This is a genomic window from Streptomyces sp. NPDC001056 (assembly GCF_053598955.1).
Genome location: NZ_JBSFLI010000008.1, coordinates 137,944 through 151,564 on the forward strand (window position 1 = coordinate 137,944; position 13,621 = coordinate 151,564).

The window sequence follows — 13,621 nt, forward strand, 5'->3', positions numbered from 1 at the left end:
CACGTGCTCCACCATGCTCCTGGCCTTCCCCCGCTGGCCCGCTTCGGCGACCGCCTCGCGACCGGCCTCCTCGATGTCACCAGCGATCCCGCCGCCCTGGAATCCACCGGCTTCTGGGCCGTGTGCGCGGACTTCGAGGGCCGTCTGACCTGCGCACGCTTCGCGGACGTACGACAGGAACCGGTGCCCGCCCCCGTGCCCGGCGGCTGGCACGGCCCCGCCGTGGGGGACTGGGTCTCCTCCCTGGACCGCGCCTCCTACACCGCGGCCGTCCGCCGCGTCCGCGCCCACATAGCGGCCGGCGAGGTCTACCAGGCCAACCTCTGCCGGGTGCTCAGTGCGCCGATCGCCCCCGACGCCGACGTGGACGCCCTGACCGCCCTGCTGGCCCGCGGCAACCCGGCACCGTACGCCGGAACGATTCGCCTGCCCGCGCACGGTGTGGAGATCGCCACCGCGTCCCCGGAGCTGTTCCTGCGCCGCGACGGGCGGACCGTGGAGTCCGGACCCATCAAGGGCACCGGCCGCACCGAGGCGGACCTCCTGGAGAAGGACTACGCCGAGAACGTGATGATCGTGGACCTGGTCCGCAACGACATCGGGCGCGTCTGCGCCACCGGCAGCGTCACCGTCCCGGACCTGTGCGTGGTGGAGAAGCACCCCGGCCTCGTCCACCTCGTCTCCACCGTCCGCGGCGAGCTGCGCGCGGGCGCGGGCTGGCCCGAGCTGCTCGCCGCCGCCTTCCCGCCCGGTTCCGTGACCGGCGCGCCCAAGTCCAGCGCCCTCAGGATCATCGAGGCCCTGGAGCCGGCCCCGCGCGGCCCCTACTGCGGCGGCATCGGCTGGGTCGACGCCGACCGGGGTACCGGCGAGCTGGCCGTGGGCATCCGCACCTTCTGGATCGACCGCGCCGCGGGCGTCCTGCGCTTCGGTTCCGGCGCCGGCATCACATGGGGCTCGGACCCCGAGGGGGAGTGGCGGGAGACCGAGCTGAAGGCGTCCCGCCTGCTCGCGGTAGCGTCGGGGGCGTACGAGCGAAGTGGAGAGGCGTGCACATGAGGATCTGGCTGGACGGCGGGCTGCGGGACATGGACTCCGCGCGGGTCTCCGTCTTCGACCACGGGCTGACCGTCGGCGACGGCGTCTTCGAGACCGTGAAGGCGGTCGAGGGCCGCACCTTCGCACTCACCCGGCACCTCGACCGGCTCACCCGCTCGGCCCGGGGACTCGGTCTGCCCGACCCCGACCACGACGAGGTCCGCGAGGCCTGCGCCGCCGTGCTCGCGGCCAACCCGATGCCGCTCGGGCGGCTGCGGATCACCTACACCGGCGGCCACGGTCCGCTCGGCTCCGACCGCGGCGAGCACGGTACGACCCTGGTGGTCGCCCTCGGCGAGACCACGCGCCGCCCGGACACCACGGCCGTGATCACCGTCCCCTGGACCCGCAACGAGCGCGGTGCCCTCACCGGCCTGAAGACCACCTCGTACGCCGAGAACGTCGTCGCCCTCGCCCGCGCCCACGAACAGGGCGCCTCCGAGGCGCTGTTCGGCAACACCGTCGGCCAACTGTGCGAGGGCACCGGCTCGAACGTCTTCGTCGTCCTGGACGGCGAGATCCACACGCCACCGGTCGCCTCCGGCTGCCTCCCCGGCATCACCCGTGCCCTCGCCGTCGAATGGACGGGCGCCAGGGAAACCGACCTCCCCCTCGACGTGTTGACCCACGCCGACGAGATCTTCCTGACCTCCACCCTGCGCGACATCCAGGCGGTCCACCGGGTGGACGACCGCGAACTGCCGGACACGCCGGGCCCGGTGACCACGAAGGCGATGCGGATCTTCGAGGAGCGCGCGGGGCAGGACCCGGACCCGCGGTGACGCGGTAGCACGGGCGCGGGCTCGGTGGGCCGGCTTCGGTCCGGGCCGCCGGGACCACGCGTGAGCGCGTCTCGGACGGGCCGGGCGGTGTGCCGGTCCGCGGCCCGCCGGCTCCGGGGCGCGGAGGCGCGGGGCTGACACCGCGATCCGGGCGGACGATGGGGTGGGCGCGCGTGCGCGGGGGCCGGTCGGCCGTCGGGAGCGGGTCGCGGCCGGTGGGCCGGGCCGCGCGGGCCGGCCGTGACCCGGGCGGGACCCGGCCGTCGGCCCGGTGCTTCGACCTGACCCGTGTCCCGGGCGGGACGCCGGCCCGAGCCTCGGCGAACCGGCTGACTCCGGCCGCCGCCCTGGGTAGAACAGCTGTGATGACCACGACCCTGCGGCCCCTTGAGCCGCTTCAGCAGCATCCCGACGGCACCCGTTCGCGCCGCTACCAGGTGTGCGTGAACAGCCGTCCCGTGGGCGAGATCCACCTCGGGACCTCGCCGTCCCTCGGGGACACGGTGGCCCGCGTCGACGACCTGCGGATCGCCGAGGCCGACCGCCGCCGCGGCCGGGGGACGGTCGCCGCGCTCGCCGCGGAGGAGGTGGCGCGCGGCTGGGGCTGCCGGCAGATCGAGACCGTCGTACCGGCGGCCTCGGCGGACATCGCGCTGCGGCTGTTCGGCGCCCTCGGCTACACCCTGCGCAATCGCGGCATGGAGAAACGCCTCGACGCCGCCCCGCCCGCGCTGCCGCCGGGCAGCCGCGCACGGCCCATGTCCGAGGCCGAGTTCGCGGACTGGCAGGCCCACGAGCACGAGCGCTACATCCGTACGTGGGCCGAGCGGGGCGTCCCCGAGGCGATCGCCCGCGCCAAGGCCCGCGACGACCATGCCCGGCTGCTGCCGCGGGGACTCTCGACGGAGGGCATGCTCTTCAGCGTCCTGGAGCACGAGGGGACCCGGGTCGGCACCCTGTGGCTGGCCCTGCGGGAGGACGCGGCGTACGTGTACGACGTCGAGGCGGACGCGGCCGGGCGCGGCCAAGGGCACGGCCGGGCGCTCATGCTCCTCGCGGAGCGCCAGGCACTGGAGGCCGGCCGGCCGCTCCTCGGCCTCAACGTGTTCGCGGGCAACACCCCGGCCGAGCGGCTGTACGAGTCACTCGGCTACGAGACGGTGACGTACTCCTTGTCGAAGCCGCTGCTGTAGGCAGGCCGGTCCAAGGGGGCGGCGCGGCATCGCGGAGGCGGAGGAGTCCTCAGGCGTCACGCTCGCCCAGCAGGCGGTCGGCGATCTCCTCGATCCGCTCGCGCAGCCCCTCCTGGCTCTTGCCGCCGTCCAGCCGCTCGCCGCCGATGACGTACGTCGGGGTCCCCGTCACGCCGATCGCCTTGCCCTCGGCCTGGTCGGCGTCGACGATCAGGATGTGCCGGCCGTCGATCAGCGCGGTGTCGAACTCCTCGGCGTCCAGACCGAGTTCACGGGCCACCTCGACCAGGAGGGGCTCTCCCTCCCGGCCCAGTTCCCCGACCCGCTCCAGGACGGCCTCCACGTACGGCCAGCCGCTGCCCTGCGCCAGCGCCTCCTCGGCGGCCTGGGCGGCCGCGAAGGCGTGCTTGTGCCGCTCCAGCGGGAAGTGCCGCAGCCGCACGTCCAGCCGGTCGCCGTAGCGGGCACGCAGGGCGCGCACGTCGTCCAGGGCGGTACGGCAGTCGGGGCACTGGAGTTCGCACCAGACGTCGAGGACGAGGGCGTCGGTGCGCACGGGGGAGGAGTCGCTCATGCCCTCCAGTCTTCCAGGCCGGCCACGACCACCCCAACGCGGACCTCGGCTCGGCCCCCGGCGGGCTCGGCGTCTCTCCCCACGCCCTCGGCCACCGGCACCCGAGGAGGAGGCGACCCGGAGATCTCCCTGATGTGCGGCTCGGGGCATGGCCCCGTGCGGGCCGGGCGGTGCAGGATGGAAGGGACGAAGCGCCACACGTCGGCCGTACCGGAGTACCGGAGGGCCGCTGGTGACGCGCCGACCTTCCACCCGACCGAGCCCGCCAGGAGGACCGGATGATCGCCGAGACAGTCTGCTCCGCCGTGTCCGCGGCGGGCCTGGGTATCGCGGTGGTCACGGCCTATCGCAGGCGCTTCCTGTCGGCGGCCCGCATCGCGGCCTACGCGCTGGTGCCGGTCGGCCTCGTGATGACGGGCATCGTGGGCTGGCTCGCGGACACCGCGTTCAGCCCCACCGCCTGGGCGGGCTTCGGCGTGCTGGCCGCGGCCTGGCTGCTGTTCGCCGGCACCCGCGCGGTGGAGCGCCGCAGGGCCGGCGCGGGCCCGGAGCGCGGGGCGGCGTCCGACACCGGCAGGACGCGGCCGGGCACCACGGCACCCACGTCATCCGCTCCGGCGCTGGGGCGGGGCCAGGGGAAGCGTCCGACGTCCGGCGACGACTTCAGCGACATCGAGGCGATCCTCAAGAAGCACGGCATATGACAGTCACATGAGTTGCCGGGGCGTCACAGTGGGTCCGCGGACGTCCGGAATCGTTCACCAGCCGAAGCGAGCCGGACGAGAGATCACGGGAATCGGCGAACTCCCGCAAGATCGTGAGTCTTGATCGCTGACGAGGGCCCGTGTGCGCCATGATCGGCCGCGAGATGCTGGATACGACGCAGAGCGAGGCCGCGCCGCCGAAGGACGAGCCGCGCGGGTGCCTCTTCGCCCTTTCCCAGCCACCGCTGATGATCTTCCTGGCGGTGATCGGGTGTCTGATCCTCATGGCTGCGCTGCACGATCTGCTGTTGCTGTGAGCCGTACACGTCCGTCCCGGCGCCACCCGCCGGGACCGACGTCGCCCCCTGGAGCGCTGCCGTTCACCCGCCCGGCCCAAGCCCGTCGGCCTCTCTTCCGGCCGAGACCACCGGCCTCTTCCGCCGGCCCCCCCGGGGACGGCTCAGCCCGTCGCCTCCTTGCGGCGCGCCCGGTACGCGGCGACATGCAGACGGTTGCCGCAGGTGCGGCTGTCGCAGTAGCGGCGGGAGCGATTGCGGGACAGGTCGACGAAGGCGCGGCGGCAGTCCGGGGCCTCGCAGCGGCGCAGGCGCTCCACCTCGCCGGCGACGACGAAGAAGGCCAGGGCCATGCCGCAGTCGGCGGCGAGGTGGTCGGCCACGGAGGCGCCGGGGGCGAAGTAGTGGACATGCCAGTCGTAGCCGTCGTGATCGGTCAGCCGCGGAGTGGTGCCCGCCGCCGCGACCAGTTCGTTGATCAGCGCGGCGGCGCTCCTGGCGTCCGGGGCCGCGAAGATCGCCGCGAACCGCGCCCGGACCGCCCGCACGGCCGACAGGTCGGTCTCCGACACCACCCCGACATCGCTGACCTCGTGGTTTCGTATGAAATCCGCGAGGGCCGGGACATCGGGCAGCCCGTCCGGCGCCGTCTCGTCCTCCGGCGCGGTGTTCACCAGGTCCACCACGGTGTCGAGGGCGCACCGGGTGTCGTGGGTGATCAGCACGTTTCGCTCCCTGGCCTGGGGGTCGGGCGGGCGCCCGCCGATGCTGGCCGATGGTAGCGACAACGTGTCCCTCGCAGGGGCCGCGTCCGGCCCCGACCGCCCGTGGAACGCCGTCACGGGGCCAGGAGGTCCCGGAGTCGCCGTGAGCGCGCCCAGGGCCGCCGCACGAGACCCCTGCGCGCACACGGACGGACCGACCCCGTTCCGTGAACGCTCACGGTGACGGCGCCGGCCTGTGCCGTATGCGGTTGTCGTGGCCCGAGCCGTCTCCCCGAGTGGACGGCGCCGGGCTGCTCGGAAGGGCGGCGGGCTAGCTTTCCGCCAGGATGTGCGAGAGCTCCTGATCCAGATCGAAGTGCCGATGCTCCGTGCCGGGCGGCACGGCGGCGTCGGTTCGCTTCAGGAAGGACTCCAGGGCCCGCGCGGGCGCCTCGAGCAGGGCCTCCCCCTCGGGGGAGCTGAGGGCGATGCAGACAACGCCCTGACCATGGCTGCGGGACGGCCAGACCCGGACGTCTCCGGTTCCGGTGGGCCGGTGCAGCCCCTCGGCGAGGAGGTCGCGGGCGAACACCCACTCGACGGTCTCCTCGGCTCCGGTGTGGAAGGTGGCGTGCACGGCGTAGGGGTCGGCCGTGTCGTACCGCAGGCCTGCGGGGACAGGCAGGGAGGACTCGCTCGACACAACGAGGCGCAGGTGCAGCTCGCAGCTGACCGTGGTGTTCATAAGCGCCAGGGCCTTTCGCTCAGTGTGCGCTCGGGGATTCGCACGTCGGCGAAATCGACATGCCACCTACGGTGCCGTTGTAAACCCCTCTGAGGGTTTTGCGTGTGTTTACGACACTCTTCCGGCCGAGAACTCGTACCGGATCTACGACCATTCCGGTGATGTGAATCACTCGGGTAGCGTTGTCGGTATGAATACGGGGAGTGACGATCCTGGGCTCGGGTCCCGCGCGCCCGAATTCATCAAGGCGCGCAGACTGCTGCACCGCGGCTGGCAGGCCGGCGTCTTCGTGATCGGCCTCGCGGTCGTGATCGCCGGCGTCGCCCTGCTCCCGCTGCCCGGACCCGGCTGGGTGGTGATCTTCGCGGGCATGGCGATCTGGGCGACCGAGTTCGTGTGGGCCCAGCTCGTGCTCCGCTGGACCAAACGCAAGGTCACCGCGGCGGCGCAGCGTGCCCTGGAGCCCGAGGTGCGCCGCCGTAACATCGCGCTGACGACGACCGGAGCGGTGATCGTCCTGGTGCTGGGCACGATCTACCTGGCGCGGTTCGGTCTCGTGCCGCCCTGGAGGACCGAGAACCGGTGAGCCGCCTCGCCGCCCCGCCCGGCCGTCGCCGCGGCCATGGTCGAGGGCACTCCCTGACATGGGGTAATGTTCTTCCTGCGCCGGGGCGATTAGCTCAGTGGGAGAGCGCTTCGTTCACACCGAAGAGGTCACTGGTTCGAACCCAGTATCGCCCACCCCGGATCGACGGCCCATCCGCGAAAGAGCGGATGGGCCGTCGTCGTATTCGCATGCCGTGACGAACCGTCACCCGGCGGGAGACATTCCGCTCGCGCGCAACTGGCCGAAAGTGTCCGGGCTTTACGGAAAGCCGCCCAGTTTCCCGGCCGCTGCCCCGGGAGTGCGGAATTCCGCGCGGCCCAAGGCCCGTGACGCCTGCGCAATCTGAGCCGGAATCAGCGGACGGCGCGAGCGGCCGCTCCGCGCGGCACACTCGACGCATGGACTGGAACCACTACCGCTTCCGCAGCCTGTGGCCCCTGCCCGCCCCGCCGGCCGCCGTCTACGCCGTGCTGGAACGGCCCGAGGACTACCCCCGCTGGTGGCCCCAGGTGCGCGCGGTGACCCGGATCGACGACTCCACCGGCATCCTCACCATCCGCTCGGCACTGCCGTACGCCATGACTGTCACCGCCCGCGAGAGGCGCCGTGACCCGGCAGCCGGGGTCCTGGAGATCGCCATGAGCGGCGACATCGAGGGCTGGGCGCGCTGGACGGTCACCGCCGCGGGCCCGGGGACGCTCGCCGTCTACGAGCAGGAAGCCGACGTCCGCAAGCCCCTGCTCCGGCGTCTCGCCGTGCCCGGTCGTGCGGTCTTCCGCGCCAACCACGGCCTGATGATGCGGGCCGGACGGCGCGGACTGCTGCGCCGGCTGCGAGCGGTTTGAAGGATCGGCGTCGGGACCTGTATTGTTCACTGCGTTCCCGGGCGATTAGCTCAGTGGGAGAGCGCTTCGTTCACACCGAAGAGGTCACTGGTTCGAACCCAGTATCGCCCACCGGGAGAGAGCCGGTCCGCACAGCGGACCGGCTCTTCTGATGCCAGAGGGGCGCCCTGGGCGAGGAGCAGGACGGGGACGGACCGAGACCCGGCGCCCGCAGGGAAGGCCGTCGGCACCACCGTGACCCACCCGCTGCTGAATGCCCTCCTCGGCCTCGCCCTCGCCGCCGCGCTGATCACGATCCTGCTGCTGCGCCTCGCCGGTCGCGACCGGCCCGCGCCCAGGGGCACCGACCCGGGCACGCCCGGCCCCACACCACCGCCGGGCCTGAACGCCGCCCAGGGCGGGCTCCTCGTCACCGAGCGGGTCGAGGCCCGGCACCGGACCGCCTGGCTGCTCGGCGCCGTCGCCGAGGGCCACCTCGTCCTCGGCGGCGGGACACACGCGCCGACGCTGCGGCGTCGCGCCACGAGCGCCGGGGCCTGCGACCCGGTCACCAGGGATGTCTTCCAGCGCGTCTTCGCCGGGCGCCGCGAGGTCGTCCTGGGGTCGTACGACCCGTGGTTCCGGGAGGGCTGGGAGGCGCTGGCCGGTCACCTGACCCGGTGGCAGGAGGGGTCCGGCCTGTGGGGCGCGGCCTCCCTGCGCCGGGCGCTGGCCGGGCGGTACGCCGGCATCGCCGCGAGTGTGCTCGGCTTCGTCTTCGCCGCCGTGGGCGCGGCGCTCGGCGGTGGCCGCCATACGGCGGGCGGCCCGCTGCTCATCGCGGGCGCGGTCGTCTTCGGTGCCGGTCTCGCACTGGCCCGGCGCGCCTGGGAACTCCAGCGGCGCACCCCCGAGGGCGGCGCCCAGCGGCTACGGGTCGAATCGTTCCGGCGCTGTCTCGCCGACCCCGCGGCCTTCCCCGGCACGGAACCCCTCGACGACGACCAGGTACGCCACTGCACGGCCTGGGCCGTCTCCCTGGACCTCGCCGCCGACTGGCGCGAAGCCGTGGAGACCTCCGCCGACCCCACCCGCCGACCCTCCTCCCGCACCGTCCGGCTGGGCCCCGCCCTCGCCCGGGCCCTCATCGGGACCGCGGTGGCGTCCGCCCGATCCCCGTCGTCCGGTGGGAGTTCCGGCGGCAGCTCGGGTGGCGGCAACTCATCCTCGGGCGTCGGCGGCGGAGCGGGCGGCGGCGGAGGCGGCTCCTGGTGAGTCCGCCCGCCGGGGCGACGCGCCGAGTCCGGGAGCGGGCGTCCTACGCCGCCGCCGGCATCTGCGGTCGTAGCGGCCACTCCGTGTCGACCGTCTCGTCCGAGCCGTTGCGGGCGAACCAGGACTGGAGGCCGCGGGCCTGGGCGGCGTGCCAGCCGGCCTGGAGGGTGTGGAGTTCGGCGGGGGAGAGGCGTTCGAGGCGGGTGGCGAAGCGGCGGCCCAGGGCGCGGACCACCTCCAGCGCCGCCAGCGCGTCCGTCGCCGCGTCGTGTGCCCCCTCCAGCTCCACGCCGTAGTGCGCGCACAGGTCGGTCAGCGTGCGCCGCCCCTTGCGGTAGCGGTCCAGATGCTTGTCCAGCACCCGCGGGTCCAGCACCCGCAGCGGCACCGAGGGGAACCACCGCTCCAGGGAGGACGCCCGGTGCCGGCGCAACTCCCGGTCCAGCAGCGTCAGATCGAACGGCGCGTTCATCACCACCAGCGGACGCCCCCGCGCCGCGTGCTCCGCCAGCTGCTCGGCTATCTCGAACACCACCGGCGCCGGCCAGCGCCCGTTGCGCTGCAGGTGCTCCTCCGTCAGCCCGTGCACCGCCGTCGCCTCCGCCGGCACCGGCACCCCCGGGTTCACCAGCCAGCGCGAGACCCGGGGCAGGGTCTGCGGCGCGTCCTGGACGACCACGGCGGCCGACACGATCCGGTCGGTCTCGACGTCCACGCCCGTGGTCTCCGTGTCGAAGGCGGCGAGCGGCCCCTCGTACCAGTACGTCATCCCAACCCAACTCCTCCATCACCCACGGCGGCTGACGTTCCGTCTTCTGCCTGTTTGGTGATACCCGGGCCGTTTGCGCCGTACGCCGGAAGGAGACAACAGGAGTACGGGTCTTTGCAGTTCAGCAGCCCGCAGCGGGGAAACTCTTGGCTTGGAAGGCTGTTGGTCATGGCCACTCTGCAGCCCGAGCGGGGCGGGCTGCTGCCCGAAGGCACGGGCACCGTCCGCGGCTCGCTCGCCACCACCGCCTGCATGGAGACGCTGCAGGTCGGCTATCTGCACGCGGTCGCCGCGGCGGCCGGCTGCTCGCTGTCCCAGCCCTTCCCGGACAACGGCATCGACTGGCACGTCAGCCACAGCGCGCCGGGCCACACGGTCGACGACGAGGTCACCATCAAGGTCCAGCTGAAGGCGACGTACCAGATCCCGCCCCACCCCCCGGGCCGCGCCTTCTCCTTCACCCTCGACAACGACCACCTGCGCAAGCTCGCCCGCACCCCCGTCACGGTGCACAAGATCCTCGTCGTGATGCTGGTCCCGCGCGCCCAGGACGACTGGCTGCGCGCCGGCCACGACCGGCTCGACCTGAGGCACTGCTGCTACTGGGTCAACCTGGCCGGCCACCCCATCACCGGCCGGCACCGGACCACCGTGCGGATACCGACCACACGCATCTTCGACGACCGGGCGCTGTGCGAGATCATGACCCGCGTCGGGACGGGAGGCAGACCATGAGGACCGGTCCCCACGAGGAGCCGGTGCCGCGGCCGCGCCCCGACGCCCTCCCCTGGCACCGCACACCCCGCGCCGCCGACGTCGACCCCGCGGTGCTCGGCGTCCTGCTGCGCCGGCACGGCTGGCAGCGGCGCGGCGGGTCCGCCGGACGCTACGGCCGCTGGACCCCGCCCGGACCGGGCGGCGGCGCGACCAGCCTGCTGGTGCCCGAAAGCCGGGCCTTCCCCGACAGCGACGACCTGCTCGGCGAGGCCCTGGACGCCCTCGCCCGCAGCGACACCCCCGCCGCCCGCGAGGTGCTCGTCTGCCTCGCCGTACCCAGCGACGAGATCCGCTGGTGGCGCGATGTCCCGAGCGGCCCGGCCGGCACCGCCTCCTGGGGCCGCGAGGAGCGACTGCGCGCCGCCGCCCGGCAGATGCTCCTCGCCGCCGCGCTCGCCACCCGTGCGCGCGCCGGGTACCACGGCGCCCGCCACCGCCGTGCCGCCACCGCACTCCTCGACGACGTCCTCGTCGGCCCCGCCACCGAGGACGGCCGGCTGACCGCCTTCGCGCCCGTGCCCGCCGCCCGGCCCCTCGCCGTCCGCCTCCAGCAGGCCCTGTACGCCGCCCGCGAGGCCATCGACTACCGGCGCGCCACCGGCGGCATGGACGCCTTCGACGGCGCCGTCGAGGCCGGCGTCAGCCGCGAGCTGACCGAAGCGCTCGGCGCCCTCGTGCGCGGCACCGAGGGGGCCCGGGTCTCCGTCGCCTGGGCCCCCGCCGCCGGCGTCCCCGAGGGCTGCGCCCCCGACGCCGAACCGGTCGAGTTCTCCCCGGGCGACCTGCCCGTGCTCCGCGACGCCGCCGCCCGCTACCTGCACGAGGAACCCTCCGTACCCGTGCGGATCACGGGCGCCGTCGTACGCATGCGCCGCTCCGGACCGCGCGGCGAGGGCACCGTACGGCTGCGCGTCCTCGCGGGCGCCGAGGTGCCGCACGTCCGCGCCACCCTGGACGAGGAGGACTACCGCATCGCGGGCCACGCCCACCTCGTCGGCCTCCCGGTGCGCGTGCACGGCCGGCTGGAGCGGCGCGGCGGCTTCCGCAGACTCACCGGCGCCTGCGGGGTCGTACCCGTACAGGTGGACGACGCCGAGCGGGACCGGCTGATGAAATCCCTCCAGGAGAACCTGGACTTCTTCGAGGAGGCTTGCGGAGAGACGTGAGAGGGCGGGGACACCGTCCGTAACCGTTTCGCGGTCGGCGCCCTCGGGTCGGTACGATCGCCTGTGCGCGCGCTCCTGGTATGGCGCCGCACCCACCTTCAGTCAGGAGAGACCGGTGTCAGACGTCCGTGTGATCATCCAACGCGATTCCGAGCGGGAAGAACGCGTGGTGACGACGGGCACTACGGCCGCCGACCTCTTCGCGGGCGAGCGCTCGATCATCGCCGCGCGCGTGGCCGGCGAGCTGAAGGACCTCGCCCACGAGCTGTCCGACGGCGACGAGGTCGAGGGTGTCGAGATCTCGTCCGAGGACGGCCTCAACATCCTCCGGCACTCCACCGCGCACGTCATGGCGCAGGCCGTGCAGGAGATCTTCCCCGAGGCCAAGCTGGGCATCGGCCCGCCGGTCAAGGACGGCTTCTACTACGACTTCGACGTCGACAAGCCGTTCACGCCCGAGGATCTCAAGGCCATCGAGAAGAAGATGCAGGAGATCCAGAAGCGCGGGCAGAGGTTCGCCCGTCGTGTCGTCACCGACGACGCCGCCCGCGAGGAGCTGGCCGACGAGCCGTACAAGCTGGAGCTGATCGGCCTCAAGGGCTCCGCGTCGCACGACGACGGCGCGGACGTCGAGGTCGGCGCCGGCGAGCTGACGATCTACGACAACCTGGACGCCAAGACGGGCGAGCTGTGCTGGAAGGACCTCTGCCGCGGTCCGCACCTGCCCTCCACCCGCCTCATCCCGGCGTTCAAGCTGATGCGCAACGCGGCCGCCTACTGGCGCGGCAGCGAGAAGAACCCGATGCTCCAGCGCATCTACGGCACCGCCTGGCCGTCCAAGGACGAGCTGAAGGCGTACCTGGAGTTCCTCGCCGAGGCCGAGAAGCGCGACCACCGCAAGCTCGGTGCCGAGCTGGACCTCTTCTCCATCCCCGAGCAGATCGGCTCCGGCCTCGCCGTCTTCCACCCCAAGGGCGGCATCATCCGCCGGACCATGGAGGACTACTCGCGGCGCCGCCACGAGGAGGAGGGCTACGAGTTCGTCTACACCCCGCACGCGACGAAGGGGAAGCTCTTCGAGACCTCGGGCCACCTGGACTGGTACGCCGACGGCATGTACCCGCCCATGCAGCTCGACGAGGGCGTGGACTACTACCTCAAGCCCATGAACTGCCCGATGCACAACCTGATCTTCGACGCGCGCGGCCGCTCGTACCGTGAACTGCCGCTGCGTCTCTTCGAGTTCGGGACCGTGTACCGGTACGAGAAGTCGGGCGTCGTGCACGGCCTCACCCGGGCCCGGGGCTTCACGCAGGACGACGCGCACATCTACTGCACCCGTGAGCAGATGTCCGAGGAGCTGGACAAGACGCTCACCTTCGTCCTCGGCCTGCTGCGGGACTACGGTCTGACCGACTTCTACCTGGAGCTGTCCACCAAGGACCCGGAGAAGTTCGTCGGCTCCGACGAGGTCTGGGAGGAGGCGACCGAGACCCTGCGCCAGGTCGCCGAGAAGCAGGGCCTGCCCCTGGTCCCCGACCCGGGCGGCGCCGCGTTCTACGGCCCGAAGATCTCGGTGCAGGCCAAGGACGCCATCGGCCGTACCTGGCAGATGTCGACCATCCAGCTCGACTTCAACCTGCCCGAGCGGTTCAACCTGGAGTTCACCGGCCCCGACGGCTCCAAGCAGCGTCCGGTCATGATCCACCGCGCGCTGTTCGGCTCCATCGAGCGCTTCTTCGCGGTGCTCCTGGAGCACTACGCGGGCGCGTTCCCGGCGTGGCTCGCCCCGGTGCAGGCGCTGGGCATCCCGATCGGCGACGCCCACGTCGAGTACCTGGAGAAGTTCGCGGCGGCGGCCCGCAAGCAGGGCCTGCGCGTCGAGGTGGACTCCTCCTCGGACCGCATGCAGAAGAAGATCCGCAACGCGCAGAAGCAGAAGGTGCCCTTCATGGTCATCGCCGGCGACGAGGACATGTCGAACGGCTCGGTGTCCTTCCGCTACCGCGACGGCTCCCAGGAGAACGGCATCCCGGTCGACGAGGCCATCGCCAAGATCGCCAAGGTCGTGGCGGAGCGGGCCCAGGTCTGACCCTGGCCGATAAGG

The 13,621-nt window shown here is 72.9% G+C and carries 15 protein-coding genes and 2 tRNA genes; 13 read left to right on the forward strand and 4 right to left on the reverse strand.

The window, feature by feature from the left end:
- Positions 1-3: 3 nt before the first annotated feature.
- The 3 genes from ACWDD7_RS12600 (at position 4) to ACWDD7_RS12610 (ending at position 3,073) form a co-directional block, all read left to right on the forward strand.
- Positions 4-1,059, forward strand: a complete 1,056-nt coding sequence (locus ACWDD7_RS12600) for a chorismate-binding protein (RefSeq protein WP_351870551.1) — start codon at positions 4-6, stop codon at positions 1,057-1,059.
- Positions 1,056-1,880, forward strand: a complete 825-nt coding sequence (locus ACWDD7_RS12605; RefSeq protein ID WP_351870554.1) for an aminotransferase class IV — start codon at positions 1,056-1,058, stop codon at positions 1,878-1,880. The genes ACWDD7_RS12600 and ACWDD7_RS12605 overlap by 4 nt, the downstream gene beginning before the upstream one ends.
- A gap of 365 nt (positions 1,881-2,245) precedes the next feature.
- Entirely contained in the window at positions 2,246-3,073 is an 828-nt protein-coding gene (locus ACWDD7_RS12610; protein WP_351870557.1) for a GNAT family N-acetyltransferase, read from the forward strand.
- Between the two features lie 49 nt (positions 3,074-3,122).
- On the opposite strand, the gene ACWDD7_RS12615 is transcribed toward ACWDD7_RS12610, so the two are convergent.
- On the reverse strand, positions 3,123-3,647 hold the full coding sequence (locus ACWDD7_RS12615; RefSeq protein ID WP_392214797.1) for a DsbA family protein: 525 nt from the start codon (positions 3,645-3,647) through the stop codon (positions 3,123-3,125).
- 278 nt (positions 3,648-3,925) lie between these two features.
- On the opposite strand from ACWDD7_RS12615, the gene ACWDD7_RS12620 reads away from it, so the two are divergent.
- Together ACWDD7_RS12620 and ACWDD7_RS12625 are read left to right on the forward strand one after the other, a co-directional pair.
- Positions 3,926-4,351 carry a hypothetical protein gene (locus ACWDD7_RS12620; protein WP_392214799.1) on the forward strand — a complete coding sequence of 142 codons (426 nt, stop codon included), beginning with the start codon at positions 3,926-3,928 and terminating at the stop codon, positions 4,349-4,351.
- A gap of 140 nt (positions 4,352-4,491) precedes the next feature.
- Positions 4,492-4,668: a hypothetical protein gene (locus ACWDD7_RS12625; protein ID WP_450457400.1), complete on the forward strand. Its 177-nt coding sequence runs from the start codon at positions 4,492-4,494 to the stop codon at positions 4,666-4,668.
- A gap of 143 nt (positions 4,669-4,811) precedes the next feature.
- Here ACWDD7_RS12625 and ACWDD7_RS12630 read toward each other — a convergent pair whose 3' ends face one another.
- Together ACWDD7_RS12630 and ACWDD7_RS12635 are read right to left on the reverse strand one after the other, a co-directional pair.
- A complete protein-coding gene (locus ACWDD7_RS12630; RefSeq protein WP_351870565.1) occupies positions 4,812-5,372 on the reverse strand; it encodes a CGNR zinc finger domain-containing protein in 561 nt (186 codons plus the stop codon).
- Between the two features lie 310 nt (positions 5,373-5,682).
- Positions 5,683-6,096, reverse strand: a complete 414-nt coding sequence (locus ACWDD7_RS12635) for an SsgA family sporulation/cell division regulator (RefSeq protein ID WP_004002642.1) — start codon at positions 6,094-6,096, stop codon at positions 5,683-5,685.
- A 190-nt stretch (positions 6,097-6,286) separates the two neighbouring features.
- On the opposite strand from ACWDD7_RS12635, the gene ACWDD7_RS12640 reads away from it, so the two are divergent.
- The 5 genes from ACWDD7_RS12640 (at position 6,287) to ACWDD7_RS12660 (ending at position 8,802) form a co-directional block, all read left to right on the forward strand.
- On the forward strand, positions 6,287-6,682 hold the full coding sequence (locus tag ACWDD7_RS12640; protein ID WP_351870568.1) for a TIGR02611 family protein: 396 nt from the start codon (positions 6,287-6,289) through the stop codon (positions 6,680-6,682).
- A gap of 83 nt (positions 6,683-6,765) precedes the next feature.
- Positions 6,766-6,837 (forward strand) — tRNA-Val (locus ACWDD7_RS12645).
- A gap of 264 nt (positions 6,838-7,101) precedes the next feature.
- On the forward strand, positions 7,102-7,548 hold the full coding sequence (locus tag ACWDD7_RS12650; protein ID WP_450457336.1) for an SRPBCC family protein: 447 nt from the start codon (positions 7,102-7,104) through the stop codon (positions 7,546-7,548).
- Between the two features lie 39 nt (positions 7,549-7,587).
- Positions 7,588-7,659, forward strand: a tRNA-Val gene (locus ACWDD7_RS12655).
- Between the two features lie 123 nt (positions 7,660-7,782).
- The gene (locus tag ACWDD7_RS12660; RefSeq protein ID WP_450457337.1) at positions 7,783-8,802 is read left to right on the forward strand and encodes a DUF2207 family protein; all 1,020 of its coding nucleotides are present in this window, start codon (positions 7,783-7,785) and stop codon (positions 8,800-8,802) included.
- 43 nt (positions 8,803-8,845) lie between these two features.
- Here the strand turns inward: ACWDD7_RS12660 and ACWDD7_RS12665 are convergent, their stop codons facing one another.
- Entirely contained in the window at positions 8,846-9,571 is a 726-nt protein-coding gene (locus ACWDD7_RS12665) for a 3'-5' exonuclease (protein ID WP_351875827.1), read from the reverse strand.
- A gap of 168 nt (positions 9,572-9,739) precedes the next feature.
- Between ACWDD7_RS12665 and ACWDD7_RS12670 the strand changes: the two genes are divergently transcribed.
- The 3 genes from ACWDD7_RS12670 (at position 9,740) to thrS (ending at position 13,606) form a co-directional block, all read left to right on the forward strand.
- Complete coding sequence (locus ACWDD7_RS12670) at positions 9,740-10,306, forward strand: DUF4365 domain-containing protein (RefSeq protein WP_351875830.1); 567 nt, start codon at positions 9,740-9,742, stop codon at positions 10,304-10,306.
- Entirely contained in the window at positions 10,303-11,514 is a 1,212-nt protein-coding gene (locus ACWDD7_RS12675; RefSeq protein WP_450457338.1) for a hypothetical protein, read from the forward strand. Before ACWDD7_RS12670 ends, ACWDD7_RS12675 begins: the two co-directional genes overlap by 4 nt.
- Positions 11,515-11,629: 115 nt before the next feature.
- Positions 11,630-13,606 carry a threonine--tRNA ligase gene (thrS, locus tag ACWDD7_RS12680; protein ID WP_351875836.1) on the forward strand — a complete coding sequence of 659 codons (1,977 nt, stop codon included), beginning with the start codon at positions 11,630-11,632 and terminating at the stop codon, positions 13,604-13,606.
- The last annotated feature ends 15 nt before the right edge of the window (positions 13,607-13,621 follow it).